The sequence below is a fragment of the Escherichia sp. WS338 genome (genome assembly GCF_046486405.1).
GTDB lineage: Bacteria > Pseudomonadota > Gammaproteobacteria > Enterobacterales > Enterobacteriaceae > Escherichia > Escherichia coli.
Map to the genome: position 1 here is coordinate 87,468 of NZ_JBJQLL010000002.1, position 20,774 is coordinate 108,241.

Consider the following 20,774-nt stretch of genomic DNA (forward strand, 5'->3'; position numbering starts at 1 on the left):
TCGCCTGGCAAAAATAAAATCACCCTATAGATGCACAAAAAACGGGCAAAACTACCTGGTTCGCAAAACTGCGTCTAAAGTTAAACCGGGACCTCGCGAGCAAGGGTGAGACGATGGCGCTTTACACAATTGGTGAAGTGGCGTTGCTTTGTGATATTAACCCTGTCACGTTACGCGCGTGGCAGAGGCGTTACGGATTGCTGAAACCACAACGGACAGACGGCGGTCATCGGCTGTTCAACGATGCCGATATTGACCGGATCCGCGAGATCAAACGCTGGATCGACAACGGCGTGCAGGTCAGCAAAGTAAAAATGCTGCTCAGTAATGAAAATGTTGATGTGCAGAACGGCTGGCGCGATCAGCAAGAAACATTACTGACTTACCTGCAAAGCGGCAATCTGCATAGCCTGCGAACGTGGATCAAAGAGCGCGGTCAGGATTACCCCGCCCAGACACTCACCACACATCTGTTTATTCCTCTGCGCCGACGGCTTCAGTGCCAACAACCGACTCTCCAGGCGCTGCTGGCGATCCTCGACGGCGTACTGATCAACTACATCTCTATTTGCCTGGCTTCGGCGCGCAAAAAACAGGGTAAAGATGCACTGGTGGTTGGCTGGAATATTCAAGATACCACTCGTCTGTGGCTGGAGGGCTGGATTGCCAGTCAACAAGGATGGCGCATTGATGTCCTCGCCCACTCGCTCAATCAACTACGCCCTGAACTGTTCGAAGGCCGTACATTGCTGGTATGGTGCGGTGATAATCGAACCTCCGCCCAACAGCAGCAACTCACCAGTTGGCAGGAACAAGGCCATGATATTTTCCCACTCGGCATTTAATGATTCGTTAACAAATGCGCTTTACTGTACAATCCTTTCGTTAACATAAGGAGTGCATTATGCGCATAGCTAAAATTGGGGTCATCGCCCTGTTCCTGTTTATGGCGTTAGGCGGAATTGGTGGCGTCATGCTCGCAGGTTATACCTTTATTTTGCGTGCTGGCTGAACGCCTGCACCAGCCTTTCAAACAGGCGGTCTGCGATGATCGCCGCCAGTGCCACCAGTAACGCTCCCTGGATCACATACGCGGTATTAAATCCGCTAAGTCCGATGATGATGGGCGTACCCAGCGTGTTGGCCCCTACCGTTGAGGCGATCGTCGCCGTGCCAATGTTGATAATCACCGAAGTTCGTACACCCGCCAGAATCACCGGAGCTGCCAGCGGTAGCTCGACCTTACGCAGTCGCTGACTACAGCTCATTCCCATGCCTTTGGCAACTTCGGTCACGCTGGCATCAATCGATCCCAGCCCGGCAAGTGTCGCCTGCAGGACGGGCAGCACACCGTAAAGGATCAAGGCGATAATCGCCGGTTGCTGACCAAAGCCGATCACCGGAACGGCAATCGCCAGCACTGCAACGGGCGGAAAAGTCTGTCCAACGGCGGCAATAGTTTCCACCAGTGGACGAAATTCCGCGCCCCAAGGGCGAGTGACAGCAATTCCGGCACCAGTACCAATGATCACCGCAAACAAACTCGAAATTCCCACCAGCCAGAAATGAGCCAGTGCCAGAGCTGCAAAACTTTCTTGCTGATAAACGGGTCGTGGCAGTTGTGGGAACAAGGCAGCAAACAGCGGCTGGCTGTAAGGCAGCCAGAAAATCAGCGCCACAAACAGAGCAATGAGCCAGAACAGCGGATCGCGCAACATCTTCATACGCTTACGCCTCCACCAGCAGATCCTGAAAATGCAGCGTGCCGCAAGGCTGGCCCTGCGTGTTCACCACCGGCAGCACCTCGCATCCCCGCGCGACAAACAGGGAGAGCGCATCGCGTAGCGTCATCTCTTCTGCCAGTGCCTCACCTTCTGCCCGTTCTTCGCGACGCACGTAATCCGCCACACTACGTAACGAAAGCAGGCGGACACCCAGTTCACTATGCCCAAAAAACTGGCGGACAAAATCATTCGCCGGACGAGTCAGCATCGTCAGCGGATTGCCCTGCTGCACCACTTCACCGTGACCCATCAATACCAGATGTTCTGCCAGCCGTAGCGCCTCATCAATATCATGAGTGACCAGCACAATAGTGCGCCCCAGCAAACGGTGAATGCGCGTCATCTCTTGTTGCAACGCGCCGCGCGTTACCGGGTCCAGTGCGCCAAAAGGTTCATCCATCAGTAAGACTTGCGGATCGGCAGCCAGTGCGCGCGCCACTCCCACACGTTGCTGCTGACCACCGGAAAGCTGATGTGGATAACGCTCACGCAAATTTGGCTCCAGCCCCAGTAGCGCCATTAATTCGTCGATACGATCGTCGATCCGCGCCCGTGACCATTTTTGTAATTGCGGCACGGTAGCGATGTTTTGCGCCACGCTCCAGTGGGGAAACAGGCCAATAGATTGAATGGCATAGCCCATCCGGCGGCGCAACTCCAGCACTGGCAGCGAGCGAATTTCTTCTCCGGCAAAGCGGATCACGCCACTGTCATGCTCCACCAGGCGGTTAATCATTTTCAGAGTGGTGGATTTACCGGAGCCTGATGTACCAATCAGCACCGAAAAACTCCCCTCCTGAAAATTGAGATTGAGATCGTTAACGGCTTTTTGTGCGCCGAACAGTTTGCTGACATGGCTAAATTCAATCATTACGTTTCACCTTCAGCAGTGCGATAAGCAAATCGAACAGCGCATCGATCAGCACCGCCAGAACAATTACCAGGATCACCCCCAGCAACACTAAATCAATGGCACTGCTTAGCAGCCCCTGGAAAACCAGCGCACCAAAACCGCCTGCACCGATTAACGCCGCAATCACCGCCATGCCGACGGTTTGCACCATCACCACCCGCAGGCTACGCAGAAATACCGGTAACGCCAGCGGTAACTGAACATGCAGGAATCGCTGCGCCCCGCTCATGCCCATCGCTCTGGCGCTCTCCAGCACATCGCGCGGGATCTGGTTCAAACCGACTACCACACCGCGCACCAGCGGCAGCAAGGCATAGAGCACCAGCGCAATCAGTGCGGGTGTCATTCCGGTTCCTGCTATGCCGAGCTTACCCAGCCACGGAAAGGCCGTAACCAGTGCGGCAAGCGGCGCAATCAGCAGGCCAAAGAGCGCCACCGAAGGCACGGTCTGAATGACATTGAGCAGAGAAAAAATCGCCCCCTGCCGCGCGGTGGAAAAGTAGCACCAGATGCCCAACGGCACACCAATCACTAACGCAGGCAGCACCGCACCAAACAGCAACGTCAGATGTTGTGCCAGCGCGTCGTCAAACACATCCTGACGGTTGGCGTATTCTTTCATTAGTGAGAGATCGTTAAGCGCGCCGGAATACAGCAACCACAGCGGAATGATGGCAATCTGCATATGCAACAACCAGCGCCACAGCGGATGCGTGGAGATTCGGCGGATGGCATCGCTACAGGCCAGCAATGCCAGCGCCGCAGCCAGCCAGAAACCACTGCCGAGGCTGGTACGCGCCAGCGCACTGCCATTTTGTGCCAGTTGTGTCGCCGCCTTTCCTGCTCCCCACACCAGCAATACGAAGACGAATTGCGCCAGAATGAGTGCAAAAATGCTGCCTTTTTTAGCGGGAATAAAACAGGCTGTCATCCAGGCGCAACCAACGCCCACCAGCATCCAGATCGTTTGCGGCCACAGCTGCCAGAGATGACGCCCCTCACCCGAAACTAAACGATTAGGCGCGTAACTGATAAACGGCAGCGCCGCTGCGATTGCCGTCAGCAACAGCAGCAGCGCCAGAACAGGATTAATACGGAAATAAGTCACGGGAAATTACTTCGTCCACCCTTTTTGTTTCAGGTAGTCGGCAGCCACTTTTTTGGCATCCAGTCCTTCCACAGCAATGCTGGCATTCAGTTGCTGCAATGTTTTTTCATCGAGGCTGGCGAAGACTGGCTGTAGCCACTGTGCCATTTGCGGATACTCCTTCAACACCGATTCACGAACCACTGGTGCAGGCGCGTAGATAGGTTGCACGCCTTGCGGATCGCTTAAAGTTTGCAGCCCCAGCGCCGCGACCGGGCCGTCAGTGCCGTAAGCCATCGCCGCATTAACGCCAGAGGTTTGCTGGGCAGCGGCTTTGATCGTCACCGCCGTGTCACCACCGGCCAGTGACAGCAACTGATCCTGACTGAGCTTAAAGCCATAGGCTTTTTCAAACGCGGGTAAGGCATCGGCGCGTTCGATAAACTCTGCCGAGGCTGCCAGTTTAAAGGTGCCGCCCTCTTTCAGATAACGACTCAGGTCGGCAAGCGAAGTGAGTTTGTTTTTCTCTGCCACATCCTGACGCACGGCGATGGTCCAGGTGTTATTTGCAGGCGCGGGCGTCAGCCAGATTAACTTGTTTTGCTCTGCATCGAGTTTTTTGACTTTCTCATAGCCTTGCTGCGCGTTTTTCCATGCCGTATCGTTTTCATCTTTAAAGAAAAACGCGCCATTGCCAGTATATTCCGGATAGATATCCAGCTCGCCAGAAGTGATCGCCCCGCGCACTACGGGAGTCGTTCCCAGCTGCACTTTATTTACCGTAGGAACGCCGTGACTTTCCAGCACCTGCAAAATGATATTGCCGAGCAGCGCGCCTTCCGTATCGATTTTTGAACCAACCTTAACGGGGGAAGCCGCCTGTAGCGGCAGGCTCACGGCTGCCAACAAAACCAGTGAACCTGCCCAGACCTTTGAGAGTGGCATGATGCTTTCCTCATTCTTTTACTGTTGTTTTCAGCGAATTAAGAGAAAAGCATAGTTGATAATGGCGGAGTTAGCCTGAGCGGACGGATTCAGTTGCAGAATCAGATAAATACTTAAAAGGCATATTTTGCCCGGCGTTTCTTGCCGGATGCGGCGTAAACGCCTTATCCGGCCTACAAACATCGAAAATTACAGCAACTCAAACTCGCCTTTCTTAACGCGTGCGGAATCAGTGCCGATGAAGACATTGAACTTGCCAGGCTCGGCGTCATATTTCATCTGTTGATTCCAGAACTTCAGCGCCTCAATATCGATTGGGAAGCTGACGGTCTGAGTTTCGCCCGGTTTCAGGGTGATTTTCTCAAAGCCTTTCAGCTGCTTCACCGGGCGACTCATGGAAGCCGTCACATCCTGCAAGTACATCTGTACTACCGTGGCCCCTTCGCGTTTACCGGTGTTCGTCACCTGCACGCTGGCCGTCACTTTGCCGTCACGCTTCATGGTCGGCGCAGAAAGTTTCACATCAGAGACGGTGAAAGTGGTGTAGCTCAGACCATAGCCGAACGGATAAAGCGCCCCGTTAGCTTCATCAAAATAACGCGAAGTGTATTTGTTCGGCTTGTCGGCATTATACGGACGCCCGGTATTCAGATGGCTGTAGTACACCGGGATCTGCCCGACAGAACGCGGGAAGGACATCGGTAGCTTACCGGACGGGTTGTAATCGCCAAACAATACATCGGCAATCGCATTCCCCCCTTCCGTACCCGCAAACCAGGTTTCCAGAATCGCATCAGCCTGCTGATCTTCTTTCACCAGCGCCAGCGGACGCCCGTTCATCAGCACCAGCACCAGCGGTTTACCGGTGGCTTTCAGCGCCGCAATCAAGTCACGTTGGCTTTGCGGAATAGTAATATCGGTACGGCTGGAGGCCTCGTGCGCCATCCCCTGTGCTTCACCGACCACAGCCACCACCACATCAGATTGTTTCGCGGTTTGCACTGCTTCATCAATCATCTCTTGCGGCGAACGCGGATCAACTTTGACCGCCTCTTCATACTGATTCAGGAAATCGATAATGCCTTTGTCACTGGTAACGTTCGCCCCTTTGGCATACAGCACTTTACCGTTTTCACCGACGGCGTTTTTAATCCCTGTTAGCACAGTAACAGATTGATCGGCGACACCTGCCGCCGACCAGCTTCCCATCACGTCACGCTTGCTGTCTGCCAGCGGGCCAACCACCGCAATGGTTGCAGATTTTTTCAGCGGCAGCGTTTCGAGACGGTTTTTCAGCAACACCAGGCTTTCGCGCGCCACTTCACGCGCTTCTTTACGGTGCAGGCGGCTTTCGGCATTGGTATCCACCGGGTCAGACTCTTTCGGCCCCAAATGGCTGTATGGGTCGTTAAACAATCCCATATCATATTTAACGTTCAGTACATGGCGGGCAGCATCGTCCAGCTCTTCCATCGTCACTTTGCCGGATTTGATCAACCCAGGCAGATACTTCGAGTAATACTCGTCGCTCATGCTCATGTTGATTCCGGACTTCAGCGCCACGCGTACCGCATCCTCTGGGTCTGCCGCCGTGCCATGTTTAATCAGCTCTTTGATTGCGCCGTGATCGGAAACGGTGATGCCTTTAAAGCCCCACTGGTCGCGCAGAACATCTTTCAGCAGCCAGGAGTCGGAGGTGGCTGGCGTGCCGTTCAGCGAGTTCAGCGCCACCATCACCGCACCGCTGCCTGCATCCAGCCCCGCTTTGTACGGCGGCATATAGTCGTTAAACAGGCGCTGCGGACTCATATCGACGGTGTTGTACTCTTTACCGCCTTCTACCGCGCCGTATGCGGCAAAGTGTTTGACGCTGGTCATCACCGAGTAGCGATCTGCCGGGCTTTTACCCTGCATCGCTTCCACCATGGTTTTGCCCATTATTGAGGTGAGATACGTATCTTCGCCAAAACCTTCGGAAGCACGTCCCCAGCGCGGATCGCGCGAGACATCGACCATCGGTGCCCAGGTCATATTCAGGCCATCATCTGCCGCTTCATAAGCAGAGACACGCCCGACTGTTTTCACCGCATCGAGGTTAAAAGACGAAGCCAGACCGAGACTAATCGGGAACACCGTGCGCTGACCGTGCAGCACGTCGTAAGCAAAGAAAAGAGGAATTTTCAGGCGGCTTAATTCCATCACCTGATCCTGCATGGCGCGGATATCCTGACGGGTTACAGTGTTGAAAATCGCCCCAACCTGACCGTCTTTGATCATCTCGCGGATCGCCTCTTTCGGGTTATCCGGGCCGACGCTGATTAAGCGCAGCTGACCAATTTTCTCGTCAACTGTCATTTTCTTAAGCAGTTCGGTGACGAACGCATCCCGCGCTTCGGGCGTTAATGGATGGTTGCCGAATAAATCATCCGCCAGTGCTGGCTGCAGGGCCAGACTCACCGCGATTCCTACTGAACATAGCCATTTCATATGGATTTTTCTTCCTTTGTTGCCCGACGTGGCAGCGAAAATGGTGCAAAAACCGTAGTTTGCCATAAGCATGATGGAGAGAGAAAAAGAATGCTCAGTTTATTGTCTGAATTTTCAAAATATTCACTCGCTGAATTGTCATACAAGGCGCTATTCTAGTTTGTGATATTTTTTCGCCACCACAAGGAGTGGAAAATGTCTTCCATGACAACAACTGATAATAAAGCCTTTTTGAATGAACTTGCCCGTCTGGTCGGTCATTCACACCTGCTCACCGATCCCGCCAAAACGGCCCGCTATCGCAAGGGCTTCCGTTCTGGTCAGGGCGACGCGCTGGCTGTCGTTTTCCCTGGCTCACTACTGGAATTGTGGCGGGTGCTGAAAGCCTGCGTCACCGCTGACAAAATTATTCTGATGCAGGCTGCCAATACAGGCCTGACCGAAGGATCGACGCCAAACGGTAACGATTATGATCGCGATATCGTGATCATCAGCACCCTGCGTCTCGACAAGCTGCACATTCTCGGCAAGGGCGAACAAGTGCTGGCCTATCCGGGCACCACGCTCTATTCACTGGAAAAAGCCCTCAAACCGCTGGGACGCGAACCGCACTCAGTGATTGGATCATCGTGTATAGGCGCATCGGTCATCGGCGGTATTTGTAACAACTCGGGCGGCTCGCTGGTGCAACGTGGCCCGGCGTATACCGAAATGTCATTATTCGCGCGTATAAATGAAGATGGCAAACTGACGCTGGTGAACCATCTGGGGATTGATCTGGGCGAAACGCCGGAGCAGATCCTTAGCAAGCTGGATGACGATCGCATCAAAGATGACGATGTGCGCCACGATGGTCGTCACGCCCACGATTATGACTATGTCCACCGCGTTCGTGATATTGAAGCCGACACGCCCGCACGTTATAACGCTGATCCGGATCGGTTATTTGAATCTTCTGGTTGCGCAGGGAAGCTGGCCGTCTTTGCAGTACGTCTTGATACCTTCGAAGCGGAAAAAAATCAGCAGGTGTTTTATATCGGCACCAACCAGCCGGAAGTGCTGACCGAAATCCGCCGTCATATTCTGGCTAATTTCGAAAATCTGCCGGTTGCCGGGGAATATATGCACCGGGATATCTACGATATTGCGGAAAAATACGGCAAAGACACCTTCCTGATGATTGATAAGTTAGGCACCGACAAGATGCCGTTCTTCTTTAATCTCAAGGGACGCACCGATGCGATGCTGGAGAAAGTGAAATTCTTCCGTCCGCATTTTACCGACCGTGCAATGCAAAAATTCGGTCACCTGTTCCCCAGCCATTTACCGCCGCGCATGAAAAACTGGCGCGATAAATACGAGCATCATCTGCTGTTAAAAATGGCGGGCGATGGCGTCGGTGAAGCCAAATCGTGGCTGGTAGATTATTTCAAACAGGCCGAGGGCGATTTCTTTGTCTGTACGCCGGAGGAAGGCAGCAAAGCGTTTTTACACCGTTTCGCCGCTGCGGGCGCAGCAATTCGTTATCAGGCTGTGCATTCCGATGAAGTCGAAGACATTCTGGCGCTGGATATCGCTCTGCGGCGTAACGACACCGAATGGTATGAGCATTTACCGCCGGAGATCGACAGCCAGCTGGTGCACAAGCTCTATTATGGCCATTTTATGTGCTATGTCTTCCATCAGGATTACATCGTGAAAAAAGGCGTGGATGTGCATGTGTTGAAAGAACAGATGCTGGAACTGCTTCAGCAGCGTGGCGCGCAATACCCTGCCGAACATAACGTCGGTCATTTGTATAAAGCACCGGAGACGTTGCAGAAGTTTTATCGCGAGAACGATCCGACCAACAGTATGAATCCGGGGATCGGTAAAACCAGTAAGCGGAAAAACTGGCAGGAAGTGGAGTAATAATAACGGATGGCAGAGTATCGCCATCCGTCATTCATTTAATCGTTCTGTGCCGTCTGCCCCGCCGCCGCCATTTGGGCGGCTTTTTGTTTTTTATAGCTCAACGCTGCTGCCGGAACAGGCATCACTTTACCGGTTTCAATCCAGGTACGCAGGCGGCTGGCATCGGCAAAATGGGTATATTTGCCAAACGCGTCCATCACTACCAGCGCCACCGGTTTATTATTGATAACCGTGCGCATCACCAGACAATGGCCCGCCGCATTGGTAAAACCGGTTTTGGTTAACTGAATATTCCAGTTATCACGATACACCAGATGGTTAGTATTGCGGAACGGCAGCGTATACGTCGGGTTAGAGAAGGTTGCCATATCTTCCCGGGTAGTACTTAACTGCCCGATCAACGGATATTGTTTGCTGGCAATAAGTAGTTTGGTTAAGTCACGGGCGGTTGAAACGTTATGCACCGACAATCCGGTTGGTTCAACAAAGCGCGTGTTGTTCATTCCGAGCGATTTCGCTTTCGCATTCATCGCCTTAATAAAGGCTTTGTAACCACCGGGATAATGGTGCGCAAGGCTTGCCGCCGCGCGGTTTTCTGAAGACATCAGCGCCAGCAACAGCATATCTTTACGGCTGATTTCGCTGTTCAGTCGTACGCGCGAATAGACCCCTTTCATCTCCGGCGTCTGGCTGATATCCACTTTTAGTTTTTCATCCAGCGGCAGTCGTGCATCCAGCACAACCATCGCGGTCATTAATTTGCTGATAGACGCAATCGGACGCACCAAATCCGGGTGGTTCGAATAGATCACTTTGTTGGTATTCAGATCAACAATCATCGCGCTACCGGAGGCAATTTCCGGTTGTGACGCGGTGGTAGCGGCTGCCGTTTTCGCAACGGCCTGCGGTGCAAAAGGCACAGCCAGCATCAGGGCCAGGCTAAATAAAGAAACTCGAAATTTCGGCATGATGAGCATTCAGATAGTGGTTCACGCGCACGGGTTGCGCACCGCCGGAGTAAGGATTTACTGAGGCTAGCGACGCCATCATAACGAGCAAAAAGTGCGATCGTCAAAGAAGAATCGTGAGGAAATGCTGCATTGCTGACATTTACGCCAGCAATGCAGCGCAAAAGAACTTTCTAGAACAAACGATAACCGTAGCCCCATAGTATAACGGTAAGGGCGAGCAGCACTTCCAGCACCAGCACGCCTATCGCCAGTGTCGAACTGGAGAAGCTAAGGCCTTCCTCTTTGTTGATATTCAGGAAGCTCGGAATACCGAGATACAGCAGGTAGCCGGTGTAAAACAGCGCCACCGTGCCGACCAGCGCACACAACCAGACCAGCGGGTAAAGCGCCACCAGACCGCTTAAAAACAGCGGAGTTGCAACGTAGCCCGCGAAGACCATGCAGTGCGCAAGTGACGGACGCTGCGGGTAATTGCGCGCCATCCACCAGATGACCCGCCCCATCACCGCGACCCCAGCGAGCATAACGCCGTAAAACAAGACAGCCAGCGCCAGTCCGGTAAACCAGGATAACTTCAGGATAGTGCCATCGCCAAAATTCCAGCCAATCTGTGTAGTGCCAATGAAGGCGCAAATCACCGGAATCGCCGCCATCAGCAAAACGTGGTGGGTGTAATGGTGAGAAATCGTTTCGTTTTCACGATTAATCACCTGCATTTCACGATCGGGATGGGAAAACAGACCCCAGACATGGCTCATACCGCCCCCTTGTTGTGAGTTCATGAACCTGACAGTTCAAGTATAAGTCAGCTTGTGATTATTTTTTGTTCACTCATGTAATTTGCACCGTCTGATGTACGTCCTTTTTCAGCGTGAATGATTCACAGGGTGTATGCTTACAGGCAAGCAAAGGGAGACAGACTGTCCTATGGATCTCAATACACTCATCTCACAATATGGTTATGCCGCGCTGGTGATCGGTAGCCTGGCGGAAGGTGAAACCGTGACTTTGCTGGGAGGCGTTGCGGCACATCAGGGGCTATTAAAGTTTCCGCTGGTGGTACTTTCTGTGGCGCTTGGCGGCATGATTGGCGACCAGGTGCTTTATCTGTGCGGGCGGCGGTTTGGCGGCAAGCTGTTACGCCGTTTCTCGAAACATCAGGATAAAATTGAGCGGGCGCAGAAACTTATCCAACGCCATCCGTATCTGTTTGTCATTGGTACGCGTTTTATGTATGGCTTTAGGGTGATTGGCCCGACGCTGATTGGTGCCAGCCAGCTGCCGCCGAAAATCTTTCTGCCGCTGAATATTCTCGGCGCATTTGCCTGGGCGTTGATTTTTACCACTATCGGTTATGCTGGTGGTCAGGTGATTGCGCCGTGGTTGCACAATCTCGACCAGCATTTGAAGCACTGGGTCTGGTTGATTCTGGTCGTGGTTCTGGTGGTAGGCGTGCGCTGGTGGCTGAAACGACGCGGGAAGAAAAAGCCGGATAATCAGGCGTAAAACTATTGCCTAGGATAAGGCGTTCGCACCGCATCCGACATCCGGTGCACCATGCCTGATGCGACGCTTGTGCGTCTTATCATGCCTACCCAAATATTACCCATTGAAATAACCACGCACCTCACTGCGCTATTCTGGGTTGAACTGCGGATTCGCCAACATAAAGCCGCCATCCACTATCAACGACTGCCCGGTGGTGTAATTTGCGCCCTCCGAACAAAGCCATACCACCAGGCTGGCAATCTCATGCGTTGTGCCAAAACGTCGCAAGGGAATCGAAGGCTCCGCGTCGGGCTTCACGTCCCCGTCATCCATGCCGTTCATTGGCGTGGCGATCGCCCCAGGTGCAACCGCATTCACCAAAATCTTATGCCTGACCAGCTCCAGCGCCATCGCTTTGGTTAACCCGCCGAGCGCATGTTTAGCGGCTGTGTAGGCGCTGGCATCCGGCAACGGCGTATGTTCATGCACCGACGTAATGTTGATGATGCGACCGCCCTGCCCTTGTTTCACCATCTGACGAGCCGCAATTTGCGAGCATAAGAATGCACCGTCGACATCAACGGTAAAAATCTTGCGCCACTCATCAAAAGCCATATCAAGAAACGGCGCTTTGGTCATTGCACCCGCATTATTCACCAGCACATCGATGCGCCCCAGTCGTTGAATGAGTTTCTCCAGCGCCTGCGCACCTTCTGGCAGTTTACCGAGATCCAGCTGCACGATCTCCGCACGTGCGCCGTGGCTAACCACCTCACGCGCAGTATCTTTTGCCCCTTCTTCATCAGAGTGCCAGGTAATGCCAATATCAAACCCCTGCTGCGCCAGTAATAACGCGCACTCTTTGCCGATCCCCGAATCGGAGGCGGTAATAATCGCAACCTGTGCCATCGAGTTCTCCACTTAACGCTGAATAAACGTTAAGTATAGAAGGCGCATATCATCAGCGTTTGTAACCCCCGCCCAACGCACCAGTGAGTTGAATGGAGGCATCCAGCCACTGCCCTTGCAATAACAGGCCATTGGCCCGCTCGCGAAGCGCCGGGATTCTGGCTTCGCTGACGCGGGAACCGGCAATGATGCCCGCGTTAAAGCGCGCCTGTGCAAGACCTACTACACGCAAGGCATCGCGCTCAATTTGCGCCTGATGCTGGTTTTTCTCCGCCAGTGTCTGAACCTGACTGGCTGCCCGCGCCACGTCATTCACCGCGTCAACCACCGCTTTGTTGTAGCTGGCGATAGACAAGTTGCTTTCGGCTTTTGCGATATCGAGGTTGGCGTTAAGACGACCACTATCGAAAATGGGTAGCGTCAGGCCTGCCGTAACGCCCATTTGCTGCGCGGAATGACGGAACAGATCGCTTAAGTGCAACGCATCCTGTTGCAGGAAGGCCATCAGGTTGATGTCAGGATAAAATGCCGCTTTTGCCGCATCAATAGTGCTTAACGATGACTCAACGTACCAGTGCGCCGCCTGCAAATCTGCCCGCCGGGCCAGTAAGGAGTACCCCAGTTCATCAGGAAGCTGGCTTGCCACTTTCGGCAACGCGACCGGATTAAGCTTCAATGCCTTTGTCTGGTGATTTGTAAGTGCACTTAACCGTGCCTCAATAATTTTCATTTTCCCCGCGACATCGTTGAGCTGCTGCCGGGTTTTGCTGGCATTAATATCGGTTTCCACACCTTCAACTGAAGAAGTAATCCCGTTCTGATATAGCTGGCGATCGGTGGCGATAATGGTGTTCTGCTCTTTTTCGATTTGCTGCAAGACCGTGTTTAACGCCGCCTGGGTTTGCCACTCCCAGTACAGGCGGGCTACGCTGCCAGCCAGCAATTGGCGGGTTTGCTCGCGTTCCGCCGCTCGTGCTTTAACCGTACCCAGGCGAGCAGTTACCTCCGCCCGATTCTTTCCCCAGATATCGAGATGCCAGCCCGCCGTTAAGCCAAAAGTACCGTTGGTGTACCACGGACCGGTCGTACCTGCGGCAGGATCGTTCAGAGCAAACGGCCCCATTAACCCTTCTGCCGACATTTTTTGCCGCTCCATATCCGCAGAAAAGTCGATCTGCGGACCATCCTGAGTGGCAACTGCCTTCGCCTGGGCTTCAGCCAGCTGAATGCGCTGTTCAGCCACCTGCATATCCGGTGCGTTCTGTAGTGCGTTATTAATTAAGGAAGTGAGTTGATTATCGTGATACTCCAGCCACCATTGGCTGTCTGGCCAACCATTTTTCAGCGCCGTGGGTAATGCGGTGTCAACTTGTGAAGCGGGCGTTTGCTGGCTTAACGCCTGGCGGGTTTCATGCATAGGCGCACACCCGGCCAGCATCAGTAACAGCAGAAAACAGGCGATGGCTGGATAAAAAGAATCACGATTCATGGGGGAATAATCAGGTAAGAAAAGGTGCGCGGAGATTACCGTGTGTTGCGATATATTTTTTAGTTTCGCGTGGCAATACATCAGTAGCAATAAAACGACATATCCAGAAAAATATACACTAAGTGAATGATATCTTCCGATTTATCTTAATCGTTTATGGATAACGGCAAAGGGCTTCGTTTTTTCCTATACTTATTCAGCACTCACAAATAAAGGAACGCCAATGAAAATTATACTCTGGGCTGTATTGATTATTTTCCTGATTGGGCTACTGGTGGTGACTGGCGTATTTAAGATGATATTTTAAAAATCAAATATGGCATATAAGTTGTCAGGTCAGTAACTAGATATTTTGTGTACTTGATTTGCAAACACCTCCGGTGTTGGTGGCGTCAAAATCGCTGAAGCGTTCCCCGAAGGCCGGGGCAGCCCACATGGATGTGGGCTGAGGGCGCGTCTTACAAGGACGTTACCTCGCGCCCGACCCGGTAGCCGAAGGGGATAAGCTGAAGGTACCGCGCAGCGGCGATTTTGTTCGCCAGAGCCCGGGGGTGCAGGGGGAGGAGGCGATTGTCCTCCCCCTGCGCGCTCCTTGCGCCAGTGGCAATATGTGGCTTAGCTCATGAAAGGAGCGCAACAAGATGATGAAGCTGAATAAGCGATTCATTGTCTCAGATAAGCTGCGATTCCACTATTATCGCAGCTTATCGATATCAATGGCCTGAATAGCCCTTGCAATATCAGGAGAATTATTCAACACCCGAACATGCTGAAATAATTCTGTTGCTTCATCGTATTCTTTACGCAAATAACTCAACCACTGTTTAATCCGCGCTACGTGATATAACCCGGTATCGCCCTGCTTTTCCAGACGGGTATATTTTTGCAGCAAAGCAACTACCTCCGGCCACGGCATTCGCGGTTCGTTATATTTTACCACCCGGCTCAGGTTGGGAATATTGAGCGCCCCGCGACCAATCATCACTGCGTCGCATCCGCTGATCGTCATGCATTGTTGCGCACTCTGCCAGTCCCAGATTTCACCGTTGGCAATCACAGGAATATTCAACCGCTGGCGAATCTCGCCAATCGCCTGCCAGTCAATATGCTCCGCGCGGTAACCCTGCTCTTTTGTCCGCCCATGTACTACCAGCTCCGTAGCGCCAGCCTGTTGCACCGCATCGGCGATTTCAAATTTCTTCTCACCGCTGTCCCAGCCCAGACGCACTTTTACGCTGACGGGCAAATGCGCCGGTACAGCTTCGCGCATCGCTTTTGCACCCTGATAGATGAGTTCAGGATCTTTGAGTAACGTCGCCCCACCGCCGCTACCGTTAACCGTTTTCGACGGGCAGCCGCAATTGAGATCCACGCCCCAGGAACCTAACTCGACCGCACGGGCGGCATTCTCTGCCAGCCATTGTGGGAACTGACCTAACAACTGCACGCGCACCAGCGTACCGGCTGGTGTCCGGCTGGCGTTTTGTAGCTCAGGGCAAATGCGATGAAAGACTTTTACCGGCAGCAGTTGATCCACCACGCGGACAAACTCGGTGATGCACAGATCGTAGTCGTTAACTTCGGTCAGCAATTCACGCACCAGAGAGTCAAGTACCCCCTCCATCGGAGCCAGTAACACACGCATATCATCACCCGCAAAAAAATGAGGCGCTATGTTAGCGCCTATGGTCAGCGGATTAAAGTACTCAGCGTGGTTGCAAACAGTTATCTTCTTTCCAGCCGTACAGCCACTCCATGCCGCGGTAAAACTCTGCCTGCGATTTCCCTTTCCACAACAGGTTACGTACCTGGCGCTCTACTCCTGCGGCATGATAAACCCGCCCCATTTCACGGGTCGACCAGACGATGCGCGCGGTGCGCGGAATACGTACCGACTCATACAGCGCAAAGGCTTGTGCCGCATCACCCTCACACTGCGCCAGCGCCTTACCCAGTGTTACCGCGTCTTCCAGCGCCATACAGACACCCTGCGCCATATACTGCGCCACCGGATGGGCCGCATCGCCCACCAGCGTAATGCGCTTCGTTCCCCACTTCGCTACCGGTTCACGGTCGGCGGTTGACCAGCGTCGCCAGGAGGTCGGTTTATCCAGCATCTGGCGCGGACGGGGGTGAATCCCTTCAAAGTAAGAGAGCACTTCCTCTTTACTGCCATCCTTCACGCCCCACTCTTCCTGCTGGCGGCTGTGGAATGTCACCACCAGGTTATACTGCTTGCCGCCGCGTAAAGGGTAATGCACCAAGTGACAGCACGGCCCCGCCCACAGTACTGGTGCGTTAATGCGCAAATCTTCCGGCATATCGGCACAATCGATAACAGCACGGTAGACCACATGCCCGGTGACACGCGGCGCATCGCCCAATAAGCTCTGGCGCACCACTGACTTCACGCCGTCACAGCCAATCAGAATATCGCCGATCCAACTATTGCCGCGATCGTCGAAAACGGTGACATCGTCTTCTGTCTCGCGAATATCCACGACGTTGGTGGAGGTGTGATATTCCACGTCCGGATGCGTCAGTACCGCTTCCCACACCGAGGCGTGAATATCAACCCGGTGGATCACCGCGTAAGGGCCGCCGAAATGATCGCGAAAGGCCTGACCGGTTTCAATGCGCACCACTTCTTCGGCGTTTACCGCATCCATCATGGTGATGTGATCGGTGAATACCGCGCGCTGGCGGGCGATTTCGCCGACGCCGAGGCTATCCAACGCCGAAAACGCATTTGGCCCCAACTGGATACCTGCGCCAATCTCACCGATCTCATGCGCCTTTTCCAGCAGCACCACTTTGATCCCCTGGCGGGCCAGTGACAATGCAGTTGCCGCACCGCCGATCCCGCCTCCCACAATTACTGCGCGTGTCACTTTAGTCATTATGGTTCTCCTGGTCAGGCTGAAATTTTATCTTGTTGATTTTCTGGCGCTGCGGCAATGAACGCTGGCAGCTGCGTGCAGGCGTCGTATACCGCTTTGCAGCGCGGATACCCGCTCAGATCGCAGTTCATACGTAGCGCGTTCGCCCACTGTGGAACAAGGCAGCAATCTGCCAGCGTCGGCGTCTCGCCCACACAAAATTGCCCCGACTGGCTCTGGCGCAGTAGCTGTTCCACCGCGCTTAACCCTTGCTGGATCCAGTGCGCATACCAGCGTTTTTTATCTTCTTCACTGACGTTCAGCTCTTCGGTCAGGTAGCGCAGCACGCGTAGGTTATTCAATGGATGAATATCGCAGGCGATGGCATAGACAATTTCCAGCACCTTGTTGCGGGCCGGTTCTTCCTGCGGCATCAGCGGAACTTGCGGGTAGTGACTCTCCAGCCAGTCAATAATCGCCAGCGATTGTCCGAGTGATTCGCCCTCGTCGGTCAGCAGCGTCGGCACCAGCCCGACCGGATTCATCCGCCGGTAGGCCAGTTCGTTTTGCTGACCAATGCGGATATTCACCCCTTCGGTCTGGTAATCGATACCCTTCAGCGCCAGCGCAATGCGCACCCGGTAAGACGCTGAACTATTAAAAAAACTGTACAGCTTCATCATCACCTCAGACAATCTTCACCGCGATAGGCGTTAAGCCCTCGACGTTGCCCGTGATCACATCACCTTTGACTACTGAGCCAACCCCTTCCGGCGTACCGGTAAAGATTAGATCGCCCGGTTGCAGTTCAAAGAAGCCTGACAGGTAGCTGATGGTTTCATTCACTGACCAGATGAGATGACGAATATCGCTGCGCTGATGATCTTCGCCGTTAACCTGTAACCAGATAGGTGCGTTGTCAATACCGCCAGTTTCGCTGGCTTTGTGCAGCGGCGCGATGGGGGCCGAGAGATCGAACGCTTTGCCGATTTCCCACGGGCGGCCCATCTGGCGCATTTCCATTTGACGGTCACGGCGAGTCATATCAAGACCCGTGGCATAACCCCAGACATATTCATGGGCGTTTTCCAGCGGGATATCACTGCCTTTTTTACCAATCGCCACCACCAGTTCAATTTCATAATGGTAGTTATCGGTCTGCGCCGGATACGGCAGCGCCAGCGTTTCGCCAGCGGCAACCGGAACAATGGCATCCGCCGGTTTGCAGAAGAAGAATGGCGGTTCACGATCCGGATCAAAGCCCATTTCGCGGGCGTGGGCGGCATAGTTACGTCCGACGCAGTAAACGCGGCGTACGGGGAATTGTTCATCACTGCCAACAACCGGTACGGTAACGGGCGCTTGTGGTTCGAATACGTATTGAGTCATTTTCTCTCTCCCAAATTAATAACGTGCTTCGCGGAACAGCCCCAGGGCTTCTTGTACCGGTCTGTCCGAAAAACTAAATAAAACGGTATCTTGCGTGGTCTGGAACGACACGCCGTGCCAGGTCGGCACCACGAAGATATCTTTTGCACTAAAGCTGAAGGTTTCATTGCCGATAGTGACCTGCCCGCTACCTTCCACCACATGGTAGATGGTGCTGTCAGTGGTACGCGCCACGCGTGAGGCAAACCCTTTCGGCAGCAGTTGCAGGAAAGCGCCCATCGACGGCATCGGATAGCCACCGGTGACCGGGTTGACGTAGCGCATTTTGTAGCCATCCCACTCATCGGCATCGCCCAGGCGGGTTAAATCGTGTAGCACTTCGCGGCTACGGTCATAACGGTAGTTAAAGATGGGCGAGGAGTTCCCGGTCTGATGGCGCAACGGCAACATATTGGCAGCGTAACGCGGCAGGTAATCGCCCTCTTTACGCCTTACTGGTTGTTGCTCCTCCGGGTAATCTTCGGCAAAACCGCAGCCCAGAGTGTTCACTAATGGCAGATCCAGCCCATCGAGCCAGATAACCGGTTCGTCGCCAGGGTTACCGTGATCGTGCCAGCGCCACTGCGGGGTCAGGATAAAATCGCCCTCATTCATTGACGTGCGTTCGCCATCAACGGCGGTGAATGCCCCTTTACCTTCAACAATAAAACGCAGCGCCGACTGGTTATGGCGATGACTCGGTGCCACTTCGCCCGGCATGATCAGTTGCAAACCGGCATATAAAGTCGCGGTGATGGAAGACTGCCCGCGCAGCGCCGGGTTTTCCAGCACCAGCACGCGGCGCACGGCTTCTTTCGCGCCAATCAGGCTGCCGCTCTCCAGCAGCAACGGGCGGATCTCCTGATAATTCCAGTACGCTGGCGCACAGTTAGCGTTGGGCGTTTTTGGCACCAGATGGTGCAGTGACTCCCACAGCGGGGTCAGGTTTTGCCCGGAAATATGCTGATAAAATTGCTCGCGGCTATTTTGATTGTTATCAGTCATTGGGATGCTCCTTATTCGTTCACAACACCTGCGTGAGGCAGTGAGTCAGGGACAGAGGTCGACTGGCGAACCACGGTGATCAGCTGGGTTAACATCACCGCACTGATCGCCGCGGGCACAGCGATAATGAAAAACAGGGTGTCGAAAGAGAAATTCATCGCCATCATAACGCCGCCAGACAGCGAGCCAACAATCGCGCCGCAGCGGCCCACGGCGTTTGACCAGCTCACGCCCGTGGCGCGACTTTGTGTTGGATAAAGTGTTGCGGTCAGCGCATTCAGCCCCACCTGCGATCCGCTGATGCCAATGCCGGTGCCGAAAATCGCCAGCGCCATTAGCCATAATCCGTCCTGGCTTAAGCCAATCATCACGATGCATACAGCGCCTATGGCATAGCTCAGCGCCAGTACGCGGAAAGGATTGAACTTATCCATAAGCACGCCCAGCGCCAGCGCGCCCAACGTACCGCCAATCTGGAACGCGGCGGTAACCCAGGAGGCATGTTGCAGGTCGATGCCGCGATGGTTGAGCAGCGTTGGCATCCAGCTTGAGAGCAGGTAAATAATCAGCAAGCTCATAAAGAACACCACCCACAGCATCAACGTGATGGGTAACTGACGCCCCATAAACAGTTGACGAATGCTGCCTTTTGTAACGGAGGCTGATTCAATGAGATAAAAGTGGGTATCGACATAACGCTCGCGGATGATGGCGCTGACGGTTTTCGCAATCACCGCCTGGGGTAGCTGGCGGCGCACCTGCCAGCGTGGCGATTCCGGCAGAAGCACCAGCAGTGCAACAAACAGCATCAGCGGTAATACGCCACCCAACACCAGGATCCCGTGCCAGCCAATCACCGGCACCAGCTGCGCGCTGACAATCCCGCCAAACGCCGAACCCAGGGTAAAGCCGCAAAACATCAGCGTCACCAGCGCGCCGCGGCGGCGGGCAGGCAGATATTCCGAGGTCATGGTAATTGTATTTGGCATCGCGCCACCCAGCCCAAGGCCGGTGAGGAAACGCAGGAATACCAGCGTTTGCAGATCCGGTGAGAAAGCCGAGGCGAGGCTTAACGCGCCAAACAAAAAGACGCACAGCTCAATCACCCGTTTGCGGCCAAAGCGATCGGACAACGGACCACAAAGCAGTGCGCCTGCGGTTAACCCCAGCAGACCCGCGCCAAAAAGCGGGGCGAGATCGCCTGCGGTGAGTTGCCAGTGAGTGCGAATATCAGGGGCGATAAAGCCGATAGCCGCGGTGTCAAAACCATCGAGCATTACCACCAGAAAACAGCAGATGATAACGCGCCACTGCATCTTGCCGACCGGAGCAGCATCGATCAGTGCTTGTAAATCACGTCGTTGAGTCATAGTAAATGCCTCAGTGCAGGTAAGGTAGATGTTTCATTTGTTTTATGTATGTTGCGATATTGTGATTAAAGAGATGAAATGTACAATGGCATTTCGGACAGAGAG

General features: G+C 53.8%; 20 protein-coding genes. 5 read left to right on the top strand and 15 right to left on the bottom strand.

Annotation, left to right across the window (positions count from 1 at the left end):
• Positions 1–113 precede the first annotated feature (113 nt).
• Both mlrA and ACJHWT_RS01830 read left to right on the top strand, forming a co-directional pair.
• Entirely contained in the window at positions 114–845 is a 732-nt protein-coding gene (gene mlrA / locus ACJHWT_RS01825; protein ID WP_001240405.1) for an HTH-type transcriptional regulator MlrA, read from the top strand.
• Positions 846–904: 59 nt separating this feature from the next.
• Complete coding sequence (locus ACJHWT_RS01830; RefSeq protein ID WP_001216963.1) at positions 905–1,012, top strand: protein YohO; 108 nt, start codon at positions 905–907, stop codon at positions 1,010–1,012.
• On the opposite strand, the gene yehW is transcribed toward ACJHWT_RS01830, so the two are convergent.
• From yehW to bglX, 5 genes are all read right to left on the bottom strand, one after another.
• Positions 993–1,724 (bottom strand): glycine betaine ABC transporter permease YehW, encoded by a 732-nt coding sequence (gene yehW, locus ACJHWT_RS01835; protein WP_000783127.1) that lies wholly within the window; start codon positions 1,722–1,724, stop codon positions 993–995. The genes ACJHWT_RS01830 and yehW overlap by 20 nt on opposite strands.
• A gap of 4 nt (positions 1,725–1,728) precedes the next feature.
• Positions 1,729–2,655 (bottom strand): glycine betaine ABC transporter ATP binding protein YehX, encoded by a 927-nt coding sequence (gene yehX / locus ACJHWT_RS01840; RefSeq protein ID WP_021539241.1) that lies wholly within the window; start codon positions 2,653–2,655, stop codon positions 1,729–1,731.
• Positions 2,648–3,805 (bottom strand): glycine betaine ABC transporter permease YehY, encoded by a 1,158-nt coding sequence (gene yehY, locus ACJHWT_RS01845; protein ID WP_021539242.1) that lies wholly within the window; start codon positions 3,803–3,805, stop codon positions 2,648–2,650. Before yehY ends, yehX begins: the two co-directional genes overlap by 8 nt.
• Positions 3,806–3,811: 6 nt before the next feature.
• A complete protein-coding gene (osmF, locus tag ACJHWT_RS01850; protein WP_021539243.1) occupies positions 3,812–4,729 on the bottom strand; it encodes a glycine betaine ABC transporter substrate-binding protein OsmF in 918 nt (305 codons plus the stop codon).
• A 189-nt stretch (positions 4,730–4,918) separates the two neighbouring features.
• Positions 4,919–7,216 (bottom strand): beta-glucosidase BglX, encoded by a 2,298-nt coding sequence (gene bglX, locus ACJHWT_RS01855; RefSeq protein ID WP_000871488.1) that lies wholly within the window; start codon positions 7,214–7,216, stop codon positions 4,919–4,921.
• Positions 7,217–7,411: 195 nt separating this feature from the next.
• On the opposite strand from bglX, the gene dld reads away from it, so the two are divergent.
• Positions 7,412–9,127 carry a D-lactate dehydrogenase gene (gene dld / locus ACJHWT_RS01860; protein WP_025492012.1) on the top strand — a complete coding sequence of 572 codons (1,716 nt, stop codon included), beginning with the start codon at positions 7,412–7,414 and terminating at the stop codon, positions 9,125–9,127.
• Between the two features lie 38 nt (positions 9,128–9,165).
• On the opposite strand, the gene pbpG is transcribed toward dld, so the two are convergent.
• The gene (pbpG, locus tag ACJHWT_RS01865; protein WP_001319943.1) at positions 9,166–10,098 is read right to left on the bottom strand and encodes a D-alanyl-D-alanine endopeptidase; all 933 of its coding nucleotides are present in this window, start codon (positions 10,096–10,098) and stop codon (positions 9,166–9,168) included.
• A 173-nt stretch (positions 10,099–10,271) separates the two neighbouring features.
• Positions 10,272–10,859, bottom strand: coding sequence for a Yip1 family protein (locus tag ACJHWT_RS01870; RefSeq protein WP_001295454.1), 588 nt, complete (start codon positions 10,857–10,859; stop codon positions 10,272–10,274).
• Positions 10,860–11,028: 169 nt separating this feature from the next.
• Here ACJHWT_RS01870 and ACJHWT_RS01875 point away from each other — a divergent pair, with 169 nt between their 5' ends.
• Positions 11,029–11,607: a DedA family protein gene (locus ACJHWT_RS01875; RefSeq protein WP_000365433.1), complete on the top strand. Its 579-nt coding sequence runs from the start codon at positions 11,029–11,031 to the stop codon at positions 11,605–11,607.
• Positions 11,608–11,736: 129 nt separating this feature from the next.
• On the opposite strand, the gene ACJHWT_RS01880 is transcribed toward ACJHWT_RS01875, so the two are convergent.
• Both ACJHWT_RS01880 and mdtQ read right to left on the bottom strand, forming a co-directional pair.
• Positions 11,737–12,498 (bottom strand): SDR family oxidoreductase, encoded by a 762-nt coding sequence (locus ACJHWT_RS01880; RefSeq protein ID WP_021539245.1) that lies wholly within the window; start codon positions 12,496–12,498, stop codon positions 11,737–11,739.
• Between the two features lie 52 nt (positions 12,499–12,550).
• Positions 12,551–13,987 carry a multidrug resistance outer membrane protein MdtQ gene (gene mdtQ / locus ACJHWT_RS01885; protein WP_021539246.1) on the bottom strand — a complete coding sequence of 479 codons (1,437 nt, stop codon included), beginning with the start codon at positions 13,985–13,987 and terminating at the stop codon, positions 12,551–12,553.
• 223 nt (positions 13,988–14,210) lie between these two features.
• On the opposite strand from mdtQ, the gene yohP reads away from it, so the two are divergent.
• Positions 14,211–14,294 (top strand): small membrane protein YohP, encoded by an 84-nt coding sequence (gene yohP, locus ACJHWT_RS01890; RefSeq protein ID WP_000691708.1) that lies wholly within the window; start codon positions 14,211–14,213, stop codon positions 14,292–14,294.
• 387 nt (positions 14,295–14,681) lie between these two features.
• On the opposite strand, the gene dusC is transcribed toward yohP, so the two are convergent.
• From dusC to ACJHWT_RS01920, 6 genes are all read right to left on the bottom strand, one after another.
• Positions 14,682–15,632 carry a tRNA dihydrouridine(16) synthase DusC gene (gene dusC, locus ACJHWT_RS01895; protein ID WP_021539247.1) on the bottom strand — a complete coding sequence of 317 codons (951 nt, stop codon included), beginning with the start codon at positions 15,630–15,632 and terminating at the stop codon, positions 14,682–14,684.
• Positions 15,633–15,693: 61 nt separating this feature from the next.
• Positions 15,694–16,887, bottom strand: coding sequence for a 3-hydroxybenzoate 6-monooxygenase (locus ACJHWT_RS01900; protein WP_065203325.1), 1,194 nt, complete (start codon positions 16,885–16,887; stop codon positions 15,694–15,696).
• 14 nt (positions 16,888–16,901) lie between these two features.
• Positions 16,902–17,546 carry a maleylacetoacetate isomerase gene (gene maiA, locus ACJHWT_RS01905; RefSeq protein WP_000781176.1) on the bottom strand — a complete coding sequence of 215 codons (645 nt, stop codon included), beginning with the start codon at positions 17,544–17,546 and terminating at the stop codon, positions 16,902–16,904.
• 7 nt (positions 17,547–17,553) lie between these two features.
• The gene (locus ACJHWT_RS01910) at positions 17,554–18,255 is read right to left on the bottom strand and encodes a fumarylacetoacetate hydrolase family protein (RefSeq protein WP_001561652.1); all 702 of its coding nucleotides are present in this window, start codon (positions 18,253–18,255) and stop codon (positions 17,554–17,556) included.
• Between the two features lie 15 nt (positions 18,256–18,270).
• Positions 18,271–19,299 carry a gentisate 1,2-dioxygenase gene (gtdA, locus tag ACJHWT_RS01915; protein WP_021539248.1) on the bottom strand — a complete coding sequence of 343 codons (1,029 nt, stop codon included), beginning with the start codon at positions 19,297–19,299 and terminating at the stop codon, positions 18,271–18,273.
• 11 nt (positions 19,300–19,310) lie between these two features.
• Complete coding sequence (locus ACJHWT_RS01920; protein ID WP_065203323.1) at positions 19,311–20,669, bottom strand: MFS transporter; 1,359 nt, start codon at positions 20,667–20,669, stop codon at positions 19,311–19,313.
• Between the last annotated feature and the right edge of the window lie 105 nt (positions 20,670–20,774).